The sequence below is a fragment of the Agrobacterium tumefaciens genome (genome assembly GCF_009649785.1).
GTDB classification, from domain to species: Bacteria; Pseudomonadota; Alphaproteobacteria; order Rhizobiales; family Rhizobiaceae; genus Agrobacterium; species Agrobacterium tumefaciens.
Genome location: NZ_WJOK01000017.1, coordinates 1 through 13820 on the forward strand (window position 1 = coordinate 1; position 13820 = coordinate 13820).

A 13820-nucleotide genomic window follows, 5' to 3' on the forward strand; every position below is an offset into this window, starting at 1 on the left:
TTAAAATACATATTTATATGGATTTTGTAAGTAGTTAGACGAATGCAATTGTCAACTAAATACATACAGCATAATTCTTGCATATTTATCTACGCTAAGTTCTTTAGTTTCGACGTAAAATTCGTTCGTTAGACTGTCTCGATGGTTTTCTCGTTCGGTTGTTGGTTGGCGCTTCGCTTCGTTGCTTGATTTTCCTGCTCGGCATTGTGCGACGCCGGCGGTGAGGAGGTACTCGAACTCGTGTCTTGTCAGCCGCTTGCTGTTGGCACGTGTCCGGCGATTTCGCCGGGGGCAGCCCGCGGTGGAGCGACAGGTCGTGTGGAGCGATTGGCTATATGTACTGATTTTCCTGCGTAAACGCGGGATTTGTGAAGGTCAAACGCCGGAACCACGGCAAAAGAATAGTAATGACCGGGGGACATGCAGAGATGATGGAATTGATCGCCGCCCAGGCGGCCGCGTCAGCCGCCGAGTTGCCGTTCCTGCTGCTCCAGGCTGCGGCCCTTGTCGGCATGGTGTCGGTGCTGATCCTTCTGCAGCGAAACATCGCTCTCGATGACGCTCGTTATAAAATCTACTACGGCATCATCTTCGGGGTTACCGGTTTCTTGCTGACGCTACTGGTATCCGAGTTTATCAAGCTGCCTTCCAAGCCCTATATCCGCTCTGACCTGCTGTTCCTGGCTGGCGTGTTGGGGTCCTGGCAAGGCGGCTTGATAAGCCTGGCGCTCGTCTCCGCAGGGCGATTTTTGTTTGGTGGTCCGGCACTCTTTGGGGCCGCTTTTCTGGATATGAGCATTATCTCGGCTTTCGGGATGGCAATGTATGGCTGGATGCGCCGGCGCAGTCTCACTGAACTCGGCGTCCGCGAGGTCTTCGGCGTATTCGCGGTCAGGATTTTCGCGGCGTTGTTCGCTGTTTGCGTGACCTATAGTCTCAGCATGATAAATCAGGACGTTTTTCTCAGTAACGTCGGACGGCGCATCTTCGGCTCGTTTGTCGGGTTGCCGATGATCGCCTGTCTGTTTCTGTTACTGCGCAGCGAGGCGCGGGCGCGTGAAGAGGCAAGGAAACGCGATGCTGCGGCGCGGACGGATTCGTTGACGGGCCTGCCCAACAGGCGTGCCCTCAAAGACCATATCGAAGTCGTGATGCGGCAGGAGCCGGCCGTTCCGCACGCTCTCCTTCTCATAGAAATCGTCAATATGGCCGATGTCGCCGCCTGCCAGGGCGAGGATTGGGGCGATCTTTTCTGGCCGAGGCTGGCACAGGAAATCTGTAACGATGACAACGGCCTGCTGTCGAGTTCCAATGCACCGCGCAGCTTCATGTTCGGCGATACCACGCTTGCAGTCGTCATGTCGGGGATTTCGCTCGAGAAGTCGGAAAGCACAAGGCTGATAATGCGTCTCCACGACGGGTTAAGTACATTTTCACGGTCTGCGGATCCAGAACCGGTGCCGCATCTGAAAATCGGTGCCGCTAATCTGGATAAGCTCTCCCGGCAGAACGTGGCTTCCTTCCTCCGGCAGCTTAGTCTTGCGCTGCGAGGAAGCGAAAATCCGGTGCAGATATTCCCCTTTTCCTTTGCCGATAAGGCCACGCGGGACGAGGGGGTGCGCCAGATGCTGGTCAACTGGATCAGATCCGGCAAGCCGCCGATATTTTATCAGCCGAAATTCGAAATGCACAATCGCCGCATGATTGGCGCGGAGGCTCTTTTACGGGCGGTGGATGCATGCGGACAGCCGCTTTCGCCCTATTATGTGCTGGAGATTGCCGAGCGTCACCGGCTGCTGGTGGAGTTTGAATGGTCGACGATCGAAGCCGTCGTCCGCGACCTCATCGACCTGCGGGGTCTCGACCCGGACTTTCATCTGGCGGTGAACATTTCAGCATCGTCTTTTGCCACTGCGGGCTTCGGAGAGCGGGTTGTGGCCTTTTTGAACGAGATGGGGGTCCCGGCGCACCGTCTGTCGATCGAAGTGACGGAGATGAGCAGGATACCGGCCATCGACATCGTGCAGCAGAATTTCGACAGGCTGAGCGAAGCGTGCGTGCGGCTGGCGCTCGATGATTTTGGCACCGGTTATGCGGCACTCACCCTGCTTGCGCGGTTCCCCTTCGAGGAGGTCAAGATCGATCACTGGATGACGTCCCGGCTTGAACAGTCGCGGTTCCGGGAGGCCATCGCGCTCGCCTTCGAAAGCGCCGAACGTTACGGCGCCACGCTGGTGACGGAAGGTATAGAAACGGAAGAGCAGAGCAGGCTGCTCATGCAGATGGGAATCCGTTTCGGTCAGGGCTATCTTTATTCGCCGGCCGTGCCGCTCGAGCGGCTACAGCCTCGCAGGGAGTGCGCTTAGATTTTCGCACCAGCATCATGACGCATCACTGCGTCATTGCATCCTCATATTCGCTCGAAAGCATCAGCCACTGCTCCTCGGCGTCTGAAAGCTTACTCGCGGCTTCGCCACGCTCTTTGACTTTCTGCGCGGCCTTGGCAGGTGCCTTTTCGTACAAAGCAGGGTCCGCCAGTTCCTTGTCGAGCGACTGAATCACTTTCTCAAGCTTCGCCGTCAAAGATTCGATTTCATTGATCTTTTTCTTCAGCGGCGCAAGCTGGGCGCGTTTTTCGGCATTGGCCTTGCGCTGGTCGGCTTTCGATGTCTGGTCGGCGGCGGCTTCTGTCTTCTCTTCCTTCTTTTTTCCGGAAGAGACGACGAGGTCGCGATATTCCTCCATGTCGCCTTCAAAGGTCTTCACCGTGCCGTCGGCCACCAGCCATAGGCGGTCGACAGTTGCCTCGATGAGATGCCGGTCGTGCGAGATGAGGATGACGGCGCCGTTATAGTCGTTCAGCGCCTCGATCAGCGCCCGGCGACTGTCGATGTCGAGATGGTTGGTCGGTTCGTCGAGGATGAGCAGATTTGGCGCATGGAAGGCCGCAAGTCCCATCAGCAGCCGGGCCTTTTCACCGCCGGACAGGTCTTTCGCCGCCGTCGCCATCTTCTCCGTCGCAAGGCCCATCTGCGCTACCCGCGCCCGCACCTGCGCTTCAGACGCCAGCGGCATCAGCTTGCGCACATGTTCGACCGGTGTCTGGTCCGGCACGAGATCGTCCAGCTGATGCTGCGCAAAGAAGCCGATCTTCAGGCCCGGGGCGATGCGAAGATCGCCCGCTTGCGGCGCAAGCCGACCGGAGATGAATTTCGCAAAGGTCGATTTGCCGTTGCCGTTGGAACCGAGCAGAGCGATGCGGTCGTCATTGTCGATGCGAAGATTGAGCTGCTTCAGAATGGATTTGCCCGGCTCGTAACCCACGGCACCGCCATTGATGGCTACGATGGGTGAGGCGGGCTGCTTTTCCGGCTCCGGGAACGTGATCGGCTGGACGTGGTCCTCGATCACGGCGGCGACGGTGCCCATGCGCTCCAGCGCCTTGATACGGCTCTGCGCCTGGCGCGCCTTGGTGGCCTTGGCGCGAAAACGGTCGATGAAGCTTTGCAGATGTTTGCGCGCGGCGTCGTTTTTCACCTTCGCCTTCATCTGCAATTCGTCTGCTTCGGCTTTCTGGCGCTCGAACTGGTCGTATCCGCCCCGATAGAAGGTCAGTTTCTTCTGGTCCAGATGCACGATGGAATTGACGGCATTGTTCAGCAGATCGCGGTCGTGGCTGATGATGATGACGGTATGCGGATAACGCCGGATATAGTCTTCCAGCCAGAGCGTGCCTTCAAGGTCGAGATAGTTGGTCGGCTCGTCGAGCAGCAGGAGGTCGGGTTCGGCAAACAGCACGGACGCGAGCGCCACGCGCATGCGCCAGCCGCCGGAGAACGAAGAGGCGGGGCGAAGCTGCGCCTCGTGATCGAAGCCAAGACCGGCGAGAATGCTGGAGGCACGGGCTTCGGCCGAATGCGCGTCGATATCGACCAACCGCACCTGAATTTCCGCGATCCGGTGCGGGTCTGTTGCGGTTTCCGCCTCGGCCAGCAGCGCGCTGCGCTCCTTGTCGGCGGAAAGCACGATGGAAATCAGCGATTCTTCCGTTCCCGGCGCTTCCTGCGCAACCTGGCCGATGCGCGCCAGTTTCGGGATCGTTACCGAACCGCTTTCCGCTGAAAAGTCACCGGTGATGACCCGGAAAAGAGTGGATTTGCCGGCGCCGTTGCGGCCAACGAGGCCCACCTTCACGCCAGCCGGAAGCGTCACGCTGGCGTGGTCGAGAAGCAGGCGCCCGGCGATGCGGGCGGAGAGATCGGTAATCGTAATCATGGCGCCGTTTTGGCCGAACTGCGTGGCCAAGGCAAGAGCGCGCGCGCCACACCAGATCAGATATGCAGCTTCAACAGCCGAGCTGCGCCAGATAGCTGCTGCGGCTGCGTTGAGCCACGTCCCGGGAGTAGCCTATGACGCAATTGCGCGTGCCGCAGCGTGCGGACAGCAGGGCGAGCTCGGCATGGCTGAAAAATTCGGCTGATGTCGCGGTGCAGTCCACTGCCGCAACGCCGATCGAGACGGTCAGATGCTCGCCGTCGCCCTCACTGGTGACGAAACGCAGCGCCTCGACGTTCTGCCGCAACCGCTCTGCAATTGCTTCAGCTGTATTTTGCGAGACGTCGGCGAACAGAAAAGCGAACTCGTTTCCGCCGATGCGGGCTACGAAATCGTCCTTCTTGATCGTCTTGCGGAAAAGCGCTGCCAGCCGGCGCAGCGGCTTGTTGCCGGCGGTGGGGCCGTATTTGCCGTTGATTTCGCGGAAATGGTCGATGTTGAGCAGCACAAGCGATGTGGCTGATGCCCCCTGAGCGCCCGAAAACAGGTCGCCGAGCTTCTCGAGGAAAGCCGCCCGGTTGGGAAGCGCCGTCAAGGCATCACGCAGGGAATTCGCCTGAAGATCGGTCCGGCTTTTCTCAACCTCGCGGATTTTCATCAGCCCCATGGAAACGAAATGCCGGAGACTCGTTTGTTCCTCGTGAATATCGCCCATCAATTGCGCAAGCCGCTCCGTTGCAGGCAGCTCGGAGTGATCTTGCCCGGAAAGACTGGCAATAAATGTTTCGGTGCGTTGCAGGCCGGCTTCCAGTCGCGCGGAAATCTGCTTCAGCGTCTCGAAGGCCGTCGCTGCCATCTGCTCGGCCTCGATCTTCGAAAAACCCGGCAGATTGTGTCTCTGGCCGACAATATCGATTTCATGCTGTTGCGGCGCGTTGCCAAGGGCGAGAATATCACGTCCCATCGCCGGGTTATGCCCCGACAATATTTCGTAGATCAGTTCGTAGTTTCGCGGCAGCGGTGCAATATTCATCTTGTCGATGAACTGAGCAATTTTTGTAAAGACGAGACCGTTCCTTGCCTTCTCGCGTTTTTTATCGCCCGTCGTTGACGTCACTGACAGCCCCAATACCAATAAATTATGAATGCACCGGTGATAACCGATTGTTGAACACGATTATTCTTACAAGCAACGGTTTAAAATAGGCTAAACCTGACGAGGTTTTCATTGCCGTGAGACCCCAATTCTCGTGGAGGGGACGGTGGAGCGCCGGATGCGTTTGTTGATCAGTAGTATGACAAATCCTGATTTGATTTCAGGCGGCGGTCGTTTTTATATCGCATAATCGATGTAGCAGAAGAGGGTGCAGCCTATGACGACCTCCAGAACCTTATATTCACTTTGCGGAAGCGATAGCGCACGGCCGTTTTCTCCCCATTGCTGGAAAACCGTGCTTTCGCTGGCGCATAAGGGGCTGGATTTCGAGGAGCGTCCCTTGCCCTTCACTGTCATCCCGACGGTGGAGGACGGTTTTTCGAGGACCGTGCCGATCCTTCGTGATGGCGACCAGCTGGTGAGCGACAGTTTCGAGATCGCCCTTTATCTGGATGAGGCCTATCCGGAGCGGCCGTCGCTGTTTAACGGGGAAGGCGGCAAGGCGATGGCGCGTTTCGTTGAAAGCTGGTCGCAGACGGTACTGCACCCGGCCATCACCCGCATTGCCGTGCTCGATATCCACAATATGCTTGATGAGCCTGACCGCCTTTATTTCCGCGACAGCAGGACGAAGGCGCTCGGCCGGACGCTCGAGGATGTGGTGGCGAACCGTGAGGCGGAAATCGCGGCCTTCCCATCGCTCCTGGCGCCGATCCGCCGCATGCTGGGCTTCCAGCCTTTCATCGGCGGCTCATCGCCGCTGTTTGCGGATTACATCGTTTTCGGTGCGCTGCAATGGGCAAGGATCACCACCGGAGCGGATCTGTTTTCCGAAAACGACCCCGTCCGTGACTGGTTCGAAGGTTGCCTAGACCTCCACGACGCCAGAGGCCGCAGTGTGACAGCGGCGTGAAATGTCTGCAGCCATCGTCGCAATGTGGTTGATCCCCCTTGTTTTCGGGCCTTTGGGCGGGTAAAGACCGCCCACTTTCTCTATAGGAAAAGGAAACGGACACATGGCGATTGAACGCACATTTTCGATGATCAAGCCGGACGCAACCAAGCGTAACCTGACTGGCGCGATCACCAAGGTATTTGAAGACAACGGTCTGCGCATCGTCGCCTCCAAGCGCGTCTGGATGAGCAAGCGCGAAGCCGAAGGCTTCTACGCCGTTCACAAAGAGCGTCCCTTCTTCGGCGAACTCGTTGAAGGCATGACCTCCGGCCCGACCATCGTTCAGGTTCTGGAAGGCGAAAACGCCATCCTCAAGAACCGCGAAATCATGGGCGCAACCAACCCGGCCCAGGCTGCTGAAGGCACCATCCGCAAGAGCTTCGCGCTTTCCATCGGCGAAAACTCCGTTCACGGTTCGGACGCTCCTGAAACCGCCGCACAGGAAATCGCCTACTGGTTCGCCGAAACCGAAATCGTCGGCTGATTCAAAATATCAACGGCTTGAATCGCCATCTCAGGCGATGGCATGAAGCCGCTGAAAAGACTCGATGAAACGGAGCCGAAAGGCTCCGTTTTTTTTGTATTATTTGCAGGTAGATTGTTTCCTGTGCCGAGCACCCGCCCCCCTCATTCCTGTGCTTGTCACAGGAATCCAGCCGACGCGCGTCCGCGCGGCGAAAGAGTCTGTCCAGCCCAAGGACGTGGGCTGGCTAGATTCCTGTGACAAGCACAGGAATGAGGGGAGGTTCAATTTTCGCTTCGTCTACTCCGACGATCGTCACGACGCCGGACACCCCTCGACTGGCCGCATATCCGTCGTGCCGTCCGCTTTGAACACGTCCGGGTTGGGCGTGTAGAGCGGCCCTACCGTCAGCGGTTTGGCGGGAAGGAGCGATTGGTCTGTGTCGGAGCGGATGGTGGTCTCTATCGTCTGCAGTACATCGCCTTCCGGCCCTTTGATGCGGATCGTGACCTTGTAGGGGCGGTCCTGCTTCACGCATTCGACCGGCGGACTTTGAACGGCGATCTTTTCATCTGCCGGGAAAATCTTCTCCCTGGTCGTCAGCTCGGTGCCACCGCGGGGATTTTCGAAGGTCGCTTCCAGCGTGCTGCCGTCGCGGATGGGGGCGATGCGCTGCAAGGTCACGAGATAGGTGGCAATCGCCACACGGTAGTTAAAGACGAACATGCGGCCGGAAACCTTCGCGACATCGCGCGGCTCGTCCCGCTGACAACCGGAAAGACCGAGCACAGTAGTGATCGCCAGCAACGGAATGGTTATTCCTCTCATGCCTGCGCCTCCTTCTTGCGGTGGTAATGCCGGCTGGCTTTCTGGCGGTTGCCACACACCGTCATGTCGCACCAGATGCGGCTTCTGTTCTTGCTGCGGTCGATGAAAAGCCAACCGCAATTGCCGCAAATCCGCAGCCGTTTCCGCGTTTCCGCCGCAAGCAGCGACAGAGCTGAATGGGCGGTCGCATTGGCAAGGCTCTCTCGCAGGGGAAACAACCGTAGTGCCGTGCCGCATGCGAAGAGAAGCCCGGCCAGCCGACCGTCGTCATCGTCGCCACTCGTCATCGAAGAGCGGAAATAATCGTCGATCGCCTCGCGAAGATCGAGAAATACCTGCCTCCTGTCCGCTCCGGGCGCGATGAGGACGGGAAACCTGTCGCGCTCCGCTCCGAGTCGGGTCGACGCCTCGGCAAAAGTGGCGATTTGCTCAGGCACAGCAAAACGGTCGACCGATTTTGCCGCGTCCGCGCGCAGGATGACGCTATTGGCGACATCGAGGGCCAATGCGCCGCCTGCGAAACGATGTTCTGTCCAGCGAAATGTCATGGCGACATTATAACTATCAAAATGGATTTTAACAGTTATAATGCGATGGGGAGGACGGATTGGCTTATTTCCTGCAACAATTGCTGAATGCCGTACCGGTCGCCTCGCTTTATGCGGTTCTGGCGTTCGGCTATGCCATCGCCTTTTCGGTCACGAAAAGGGCCGATGTCACCTATGGCGCGATCTTCGCTTTTGCCGGTCAGACCTGTCTGCTGTTTGCCGATTTTGGCTGGAACCGGCTGTGGCTGATCTTGCCTGCGACACTCGCGCTTGGGGCAGGGGCCGGTCTTTTCGGCGGTCTGTGGGCGGCGGCTTTCATCGGCAGGGCGGTGATGCGGCCCCTGGCTAAAGCCTCCCCCAATGCGGTGACGGTCGCCTCCATTGGCGTGCTGATCGCGCTCACCGAAAGTGCCAGACTTGCCGCCGGCACGCGACAATTATGGCTGCCGCCGCTTTTGTCCGAACCGGTGCGATTCTGGGCCGATGGAAGCTTCGCCGTCACCCTGACGTCGATGCAGATGCTGAACACGGCTGTCTTCTGCCTGCTCGTTCTCACAGGCACTTTCTACCTCCAGCGTTCCGGCTTTGGCAGACGCTGGAAGGCGGTGTCGGACGATGCTTTCGCCGCGTCACTGTGCGGGGTAAATGCAGGCAGGGTGTTCCTGCTGTCCTACTGTGCAGCGGGTCTGCTTGCCGCCATCGCCGGCGTCCTCGCCACGTTTTATTACGGCACCATGGATTTCGGTGCCGGTCTGGTGTTCGGCCTGAAGGTCGTGCTGATTTCGGCAGCGGGCGGTTATGCAAGCCCGCTCGTCTGCGCGCTCGGGGCTGCTGCCGTCGGATTCGCGGAAACGCTATGGGTCGGTTACGGCCCGGTTATCTGGCGTGATGCGGCGGTTCTGGCGCTTCTGGTGGGCTGGCTGATCGTCATGCGTAGCAGGGTGGAAGCGCCCTAGAGCATTTCCAGGAGGGGTGGCGTCCGGTTTTCGTCCGGAAGTGCGGGAAAACACAAAGCGTTACCGCCATTTGTCCTTGGCCGTGTCGTCGGTCGTCTTTGCGGCAACCCAGTCGCCCTTCGTGCCATCCTTGCCATGTTCCTTTTTCCAGAACGGGGCGGACGTCTTGAGGTAGTCCATCACGAAATTTGCGCCGTCGAAGGCGGCCTGCCGGTGCCGGGAAGCGGCAATGACGAGGACGATATTCTCGCCGGTGGCGATCTTGCCATGGCGATGAATGGCGGTGAGGCCGAGGAGGTCGAAGCGTTCGATGGCGAGTTGCGCGATACGGGTCATTTCCGCTTCGGCCATGCCGGGATAATGCTCGAGTTCCAGCGCCGCGAGCGTGCCGCCATCATCGCGACAAAGCCCGGTGAAGGCCACCACCGCGCCAATGCTCTTGTCGCCTTCCGTCAGCCTGCGGGTTTCTTCCGCAGCGTCGAAATCCTGTGCCTGCACGCGGACCGTCGGCTGCATCCGGTTATCCCCCCGTCATTGGCGGGAAGATGCCGATCTCGCGCGCACCGGCAATGCTCTCGTCATGTTCAACATGTTCCTGATTGACCGCAACGCGGATCACATCTGGAAATTCGAAAGCGGCTTCGTAGTTTTCACCAAGGGTTGAGAGATAGGCGATCAGCTCACCGGCCGTGGTAACGGAGGAGGGGATATCCAGCTCCTCCTCCGCCGTGCCGATCTTTTCGCGAACCCAGGCGAAATAAACGATCCGCGCCATCATTCTTCGTCCACGATGTGCTTGAGACCCGCCTTGAAGTAGTCGTAGCCGGTGTACATGGTCAGCGCTGCTGCTAGCCAGAGAAGCGTAATTCCCATCTCGGTCGTGTAGGGCAGAACCTTGTCGCCCGCGGGACCTGCGAGAAGAAAGGCGATGGCCACCATCTGGATGGTGGTCTTCCACTTCGCGATGCGGGTGACGGGAACGCTGACCTTCAGCGCCGCCAGATATTCACGCAAGCCCGAGACCAGAATTTCGCGGCAGAGAATGGTGATGGCGGCCCAGAGCGACCAGCCGGCAATGGTGCCGTCCGCTGCCATCAAGAGCAGCACTGAGGCGACCAGCAGCTTGTCGGCGATCGGGTCCAGCATGCGGCCGATATTGGAGGTCTGGTTCCAGATACGCGCCAAATAACCATCCAGAAAATCGGTCAGCGAGGCGACGATGAACAGCCAAAGTGCCGTCCAGCGCGCAAAATCCGAGCTTTCCAGCTTTCCTTCGATGTAAAAACACAAAACGATGACGGGAACCGCCAGAATGCGGGCATAGGTGAGAAGGTTGGGAATGCTGTATGCGCGCGAAGCCATGGGAAACCTGTCAGTCTGGATAAGCTGCCTTGATGCCGCCCCTGACGCATAGGGTCAACACGTTATTATGTTTTTTTAGCAGTTCGTTGCGACAGTGCGCCTTCAATCGCCACTGCTCTCATGGAAGTGATTGTAGATTTGCCGCGCTACGGCTTCTGAAATGCCGGTGACATTCATCAGATCGTTGAGGCCTGCGCGTGAAACCGCCTTGGCCGTACCGAAATGCTGCAGCAGCGAGCGCTTGCGTCCTGGGCCGATCCCCGAAATTTCATCCAGCGGATTGCGCACCATTTCCTTCTTGCGTCGCGCCCGGTGTGAGCCGATGGCAAAACGGTGGGCCTCGTCGCGCATGCGCTGGATGAAGTAAAGCACGGGATCGCGCGGCGGCAGGGAAAAATCGCTGCGGCCATCCGCAAAGAAGCGCTCGCGGCCCGCCTCGCGGTCCACACCCTTGGCGACACCGATGGCAATCACGCTGTCGCGAATGTCGAGCTCATCGAGGATGGCACGCACCGCCGTCATCTGTCCCTGACCACCATCGATCAGGATAACGTCCGGCCAGGCGGGGAAGGGCATGTCCGCGGCTTCCTCGGGTGTGGGCGTCAGCGTCTGCGCGCGGTCGGGCTTGCCCTCTTCCTTCAACAGGCGCGAGAAGCGGCGGGTCATGACCTCACGCATCATGCCGAAGTCGTCACCGGGAGTGATGTCAGTCGATTTGATGTTGAACTTGCGATACTGGTTTTTCACGAAGCCTTCCGGCCCCGCCACCACCATGCCGCCCACGGCATTGGTGCCCATGATGTGCGAGTTGTCGTAAATCTCGATCCGGCGCGGCACGTAAGGAAGGTTGAAGGTTTCCGCGAACCCCTTCAACAACCGCGCCTGAGACGAGGTTTCCGCCAGCTTGCGGCCATGCGCCTCGCGGGCATTGGCAAGAACATGGTCGGTGATGTCCTTCTTCTCGCCGCGCTGCGGCACGCTGATCGTGACCTTGTGTCCGGCTTTTTCGCCAAGAGCAGCGGCCAGCAATTCCTGTTCCTCTACGGTTTCGGAAAGCAGGATCTGCTTCGGCACCGGTTTGTCGTCGTAAAATTGTGCCAGGAACGCATTGAGGATTTCCGAGCCGGGCAGGGACGGGTCGGCCTTCGGGAAATAAGCGCGGTTGCCCCAGTTCTGGCCGGTGCGGAAAAAGAACACCTGGATGCAGGATATGCCGCCCTCGTGATGGATGGCGAAAACATCCGCCTCCTCGATGCCGGCCGGATTGATGCCCTGATGGCTCTGGACGTGCGAGAGCGCCGCCAGCCGGTCGCGATAGACGGCGGCGTGCTCGAAGTCGAGATCCTCGGCCGCCTCGTTCATCTGCCGGGCAATCGCGGTCTTGACGCTCTGGCTCTTGCCGGACAGGAAATCCTTGGCTTCCTTGACGAGTTCCGCATACCCCTCATCGCTCACCTCATGTGTGCAGGGGCCGGAACAGCGTTTGATCTGGTAAAGAAGACAGGGACGCGTGCGGGTTTCGAAAACGCTGTCGGTGCAGGTGCGGATCAAGAACGCGCGTTGCAGTGAATTGATCGTGCGTCCAACGGCTCCGGCAGAGGCGAAGGGTCCGAAGTAGTCGCCCTTGCGCGCCCGCGCACCCCGGTGCTTGAAAATCGCCGGTGCACGATTGTCGGCTGTGATCAGGATATACGGAAATGACTTGTCGTCGCGCAAAAGCACGTTAAAGCGCGGCCGCAAGCGTTTGATGAGGTTAGCTTCCAGTAGAAGCGCCTCGGTTTCCGTGCGGGTGGTGACGAATTCCATATGGGCGGTCAGCCGCACCATCTGCGCAATGCGGTTGGAATGCACGCGACCCTGGGCATAGTTGCCGACGCGCTTCTTCAGCGAGCGCGCCTTGCCGACGTAAAGAACGTCGTTCGCCTCGTTGAACATGCGGTAGACACCCGGCGAGTTCGGCAGGTGTTTGACGAATTCGCCGATCAGATCCATGCCCTTCAGGCCGGATTCGTTTTTCCAGCCGGCATTCCAGTCCATGCCGGCAACGTCGCGCGGTGCCTCGGCCGCGTCTGTCGCGGCAAGGTTTGCATCGTCGTCTTCGTCATCGGTTTCATCGAAGAGAATACCGCCGTCAGGCAGCTTCTTTCCGTTCATTCAGGTATCTCCGCCACATCAGGGGTTTCCCAGCCAAGATGCTGGCCGCCATCGAGCGCGATCATTTGTCCGGTGATCGACGGCGTATCAAAAAGAAAGCGAATCGTCCGCCCGAACTCGTCGGGTTCCGGACCGCGCTTTAATATAAGGCCGTCGATCTGCGCCTGAAAGTCCTCCGGCGCCTGTCTTTCGCTTTTGAAGGAGGGACCCGGCCCGATGGCGTTGACGCGCACCCGCGGCGCAAAACTCTGCGCCATCGTCCGTGTGGCTGTCCAAAGGGCCGATTTCGAAAGCGTATAGGAGTAAAAACGCGGCGTTAGCGCAAGTACGCGCTGATCGATGATGTTGACGATCAGTCCGGATTTATCCTGAGGCAATTGCTGAACGAATGCGGCCGCGATGAGGGAAGGCGCCCGCACATGCACGGAAAAATGCGCGTCGAAGATTGCCGGATCGGGCGTTTCTGCCGAATCGTCCAGAAAAATGGATGCATTGTTGACGACGACGCCTATCGGGCCGAGCGCCGAAGATGCCTGTTCGACAAGCGCCATTGTTGGCGATGATTGTGTCAGATCCGCCTGAACGGCAACGGCCTTGCCGCCTTTTTGCCTTATTTCGTTAGCGAATTCCTCGGCTTGCCCCATAGAGGCATTGGCGTGGACGGCAATCGCAAAGCCATGCGAGGCCAAATCCGTGGCGATCGCCCGCCCGAGCCGCCGGGCGGCACCCGTTATCAAGACTGTCTTCGGTATATTTTCTTTCACAGCGGACCTGCATTTGCTCATACACGCCCTATTTGCTGGATATAATCGCAAATCGCAAGCTGTCCGTGGGCCGTAAAAGAATTGTGTGGATTTTTATTGGTAATGTAATTTAAATTTAATTTGAATATAACTAAGTTTAAATTCGATATATTGGAAATTAAGTTTCCAGTAGGGTTAATAAAACCCTTGTGGCAATTAGGCAACGTCTAATTCTAGTCACGTGTCTGCCCCAAACAATTCACATTTTGGCTCTTTGATCTCCGCATTCTCCCATCAAATTCAATTTTCAGAGGGGCGATTAACCCGACGAATTTACCGCGTCTAAAAACAATGTTTTGAGTACGGCGCGGTCCTGAAAG

At 58.3% G+C, this 13820-nt stretch carries 13 protein-coding genes; 4 read left to right on the top strand and 9 right to left on the bottom strand.

Features of this window, described 5'->3' with window-relative positions; translation table 11 throughout:
• The first annotated feature begins 428 nt into the window (after positions 1 to 428).
• Positions 429 to 2366: an EAL domain-containing protein gene (locus GH784_RS17900; protein WP_065704989.1), complete on the top strand. Its 1938-nt coding sequence runs from the start codon at positions 429 to 431 to the stop codon at positions 2364 to 2366.
• Positions 2367 to 2391: 25 nt separating this feature from the next.
• Here GH784_RS17900 and abc-f read toward each other — a convergent pair whose 3' ends face one another.
• Together abc-f and GH784_RS17910 are read right to left on the bottom strand one after the other, a co-directional pair.
• Positions 2392 to 4275: a ribosomal protection-like ABC-F family protein gene (gene abc-f / locus GH784_RS17905; protein ID WP_019565405.1), complete on the bottom strand. Its 1884-nt coding sequence runs from the start codon at positions 4273 to 4275 to the stop codon at positions 2392 to 2394.
• 70 nt (positions 4276 to 4345) lie between these two features.
• Positions 4346 to 5392 carry a GGDEF domain-containing protein gene (locus GH784_RS17910; protein ID WP_323131482.1) on the bottom strand — a complete coding sequence of 349 codons (1047 nt, stop codon included), beginning with the start codon at positions 5390 to 5392 and terminating at the stop codon, positions 4346 to 4348.
• A 256-nt stretch (positions 5393 to 5648) separates the two neighbouring features.
• On the opposite strand from GH784_RS17910, the gene GH784_RS17915 reads away from it, so the two are divergent.
• Both GH784_RS17915 and ndk read left to right on the top strand, forming a co-directional pair.
• A complete protein-coding gene (locus tag GH784_RS17915; protein ID WP_083211660.1) occupies positions 5649 to 6344 on the top strand; it encodes a glutathione S-transferase family protein in 696 nt (231 codons plus the stop codon).
• A 103-nt stretch (positions 6345 to 6447) separates the two neighbouring features.
• The gene (gene ndk, locus GH784_RS17920; RefSeq protein WP_003502118.1) at positions 6448 to 6870 is read left to right on the top strand and encodes a nucleoside-diphosphate kinase; all 423 of its coding nucleotides are present in this window, start codon (positions 6448 to 6450) and stop codon (positions 6868 to 6870) included.
• 294 nt (positions 6871 to 7164) lie between these two features.
• Here the strand turns inward: ndk and GH784_RS17930 are convergent, their stop codons facing one another.
• Both GH784_RS17930 and GH784_RS17935 read right to left on the bottom strand, forming a co-directional pair.
• The gene (locus GH784_RS17930) at positions 7165 to 7677 is read right to left on the bottom strand and encodes a hypothetical protein (RefSeq protein WP_065704779.1); all 513 of its coding nucleotides are present in this window, start codon (positions 7675 to 7677) and stop codon (positions 7165 to 7167) included.
• Positions 7674 to 8225, bottom strand: a complete 552-nt coding sequence (locus GH784_RS17935; protein WP_065704776.1) for a CGNR zinc finger domain-containing protein — start codon at positions 8223 to 8225, stop codon at positions 7674 to 7676. Before GH784_RS17935 ends, GH784_RS17930 begins: the two co-directional genes overlap by 4 nt.
• Before the next feature lie 59 nt (positions 8226 to 8284).
• On the opposite strand from GH784_RS17935, the gene GH784_RS17940 reads away from it, so the two are divergent.
• Positions 8285 to 9181: a branched-chain amino acid ABC transporter permease gene (locus GH784_RS17940; protein WP_003512428.1), complete on the top strand. Its 897-nt coding sequence runs from the start codon at positions 8285 to 8287 to the stop codon at positions 9179 to 9181.
• 60 nt (positions 9182 to 9241) lie between these two features.
• On the opposite strand, the gene GH784_RS17945 is transcribed toward GH784_RS17940, so the two are convergent.
• The 5 genes from GH784_RS17945 to GH784_RS17965 all read right to left on the bottom strand — a co-directional run bounded on the left by GH784_RS17945 (position 9242) and on the right by GH784_RS17965 (position 13482).
• Positions 9242 to 9697, bottom strand: a complete 456-nt coding sequence (locus GH784_RS17945; RefSeq protein ID WP_013635855.1) for a molybdenum cofactor biosynthesis protein MoaE — start codon at positions 9695 to 9697, stop codon at positions 9242 to 9244.
• Positions 9698 to 9701: 4 nt separating this feature from the next.
• The gene (gene moaD / locus GH784_RS17950; protein ID WP_019565410.1) at positions 9702 to 9956 is read right to left on the bottom strand and encodes a molybdopterin converting factor subunit 1; all 255 of its coding nucleotides are present in this window, start codon (positions 9954 to 9956) and stop codon (positions 9702 to 9704) included.
• Positions 9956 to 10543: a CDP-diacylglycerol--glycerol-3-phosphate 3-phosphatidyltransferase gene (gene pgsA / locus GH784_RS17955; protein WP_003512433.1), complete on the bottom strand. Its 588-nt coding sequence runs from the start codon at positions 10541 to 10543 to the stop codon at positions 9956 to 9958. The genes moaD and pgsA overlap by 1 nt, the downstream gene beginning before the upstream one ends.
• 102 nt (positions 10544 to 10645) lie before the next feature.
• Positions 10646 to 12697 carry an excinuclease ABC subunit UvrC gene (gene uvrC, locus GH784_RS17960; protein ID WP_065704774.1) on the bottom strand — a complete coding sequence of 684 codons (2052 nt, stop codon included), beginning with the start codon at positions 12695 to 12697 and terminating at the stop codon, positions 10646 to 10648.
• Positions 12694 to 13482, bottom strand: a complete 789-nt coding sequence (locus GH784_RS17965) for an SDR family oxidoreductase (RefSeq protein WP_003512437.1) — start codon at positions 13480 to 13482, stop codon at positions 12694 to 12696. Before GH784_RS17965 ends, uvrC begins: the two co-directional genes overlap by 4 nt.
• Between the last annotated feature and the right edge of the window lie 338 nt (positions 13483 to 13820).

Excerpts from the sequence above, each read along its gene's own strand:
- GH784_RS17900 (WP_065704989.1), top strand. The coding sequence starts at position 429 with ATGATGGAATTGATCGCCGCCCAGGCGGCCGCGTCAGCCGCCGAGTTG.
- abc-f (WP_019565405.1), bottom strand. The coding sequence starts at position 4,275 with ATGATTACGATTACCGATCTCTCCGCCCGCATCGCCGGGCGCCTGCTT.
- GH784_RS17915 (WP_083211660.1), top strand. The coding sequence starts at position 5,649 with ATGACGACCTCCAGAACCTTATATTCACTTTGCGGAAGCGATAGCGCA.
- ndk (WP_003502118.1), top strand. The coding sequence starts at position 6,448 with ATGGCGATTGAACGCACATTTTCGATGATCAAGCCGGACGCAACCAAG.
- GH784_RS17930 (WP_065704779.1), bottom strand. The coding sequence starts at position 7,677 with ATGAGAGGAATAACCATTCCGTTGCTGGCGATCACTACTGTGCTCGGT.
- GH784_RS17935 (WP_065704776.1), bottom strand. The coding sequence starts at position 8,225 with ATGACATTTCGCTGGACAGAACATCGTTTCGCAGGCGGCGCATTGGCC.
- GH784_RS17945 (WP_013635855.1), bottom strand. The coding sequence starts at position 9,697 with ATGCAGCCGACGGTCCGCGTGCAGGCACAGGATTTCGACGCTGCGGAA.
- moaD (WP_019565410.1), bottom strand. The coding sequence starts at position 9,956 with ATGGCGCGGATCGTTTATTTCGCCTGGGTTCGCGAAAAGATCGGCACG.
- pgsA (WP_003512433.1), bottom strand. The coding sequence starts at position 10,543 with ATGGCTTCGCGCGCATACAGCATTCCCAACCTTCTCACCTATGCCCGC.
- uvrC (WP_065704774.1), bottom strand. The coding sequence starts at position 12,697 with ATGAACGGAAAGAAGCTGCCTGACGGCGGTATTCTCTTCGATGAAACC.
- GH784_RS17965 (WP_003512437.1), bottom strand. The coding sequence starts at position 13,482 with ATGAGCAAATGCAGGTCCGCTGTGAAAGAAAATATACCGAAGACAGTC.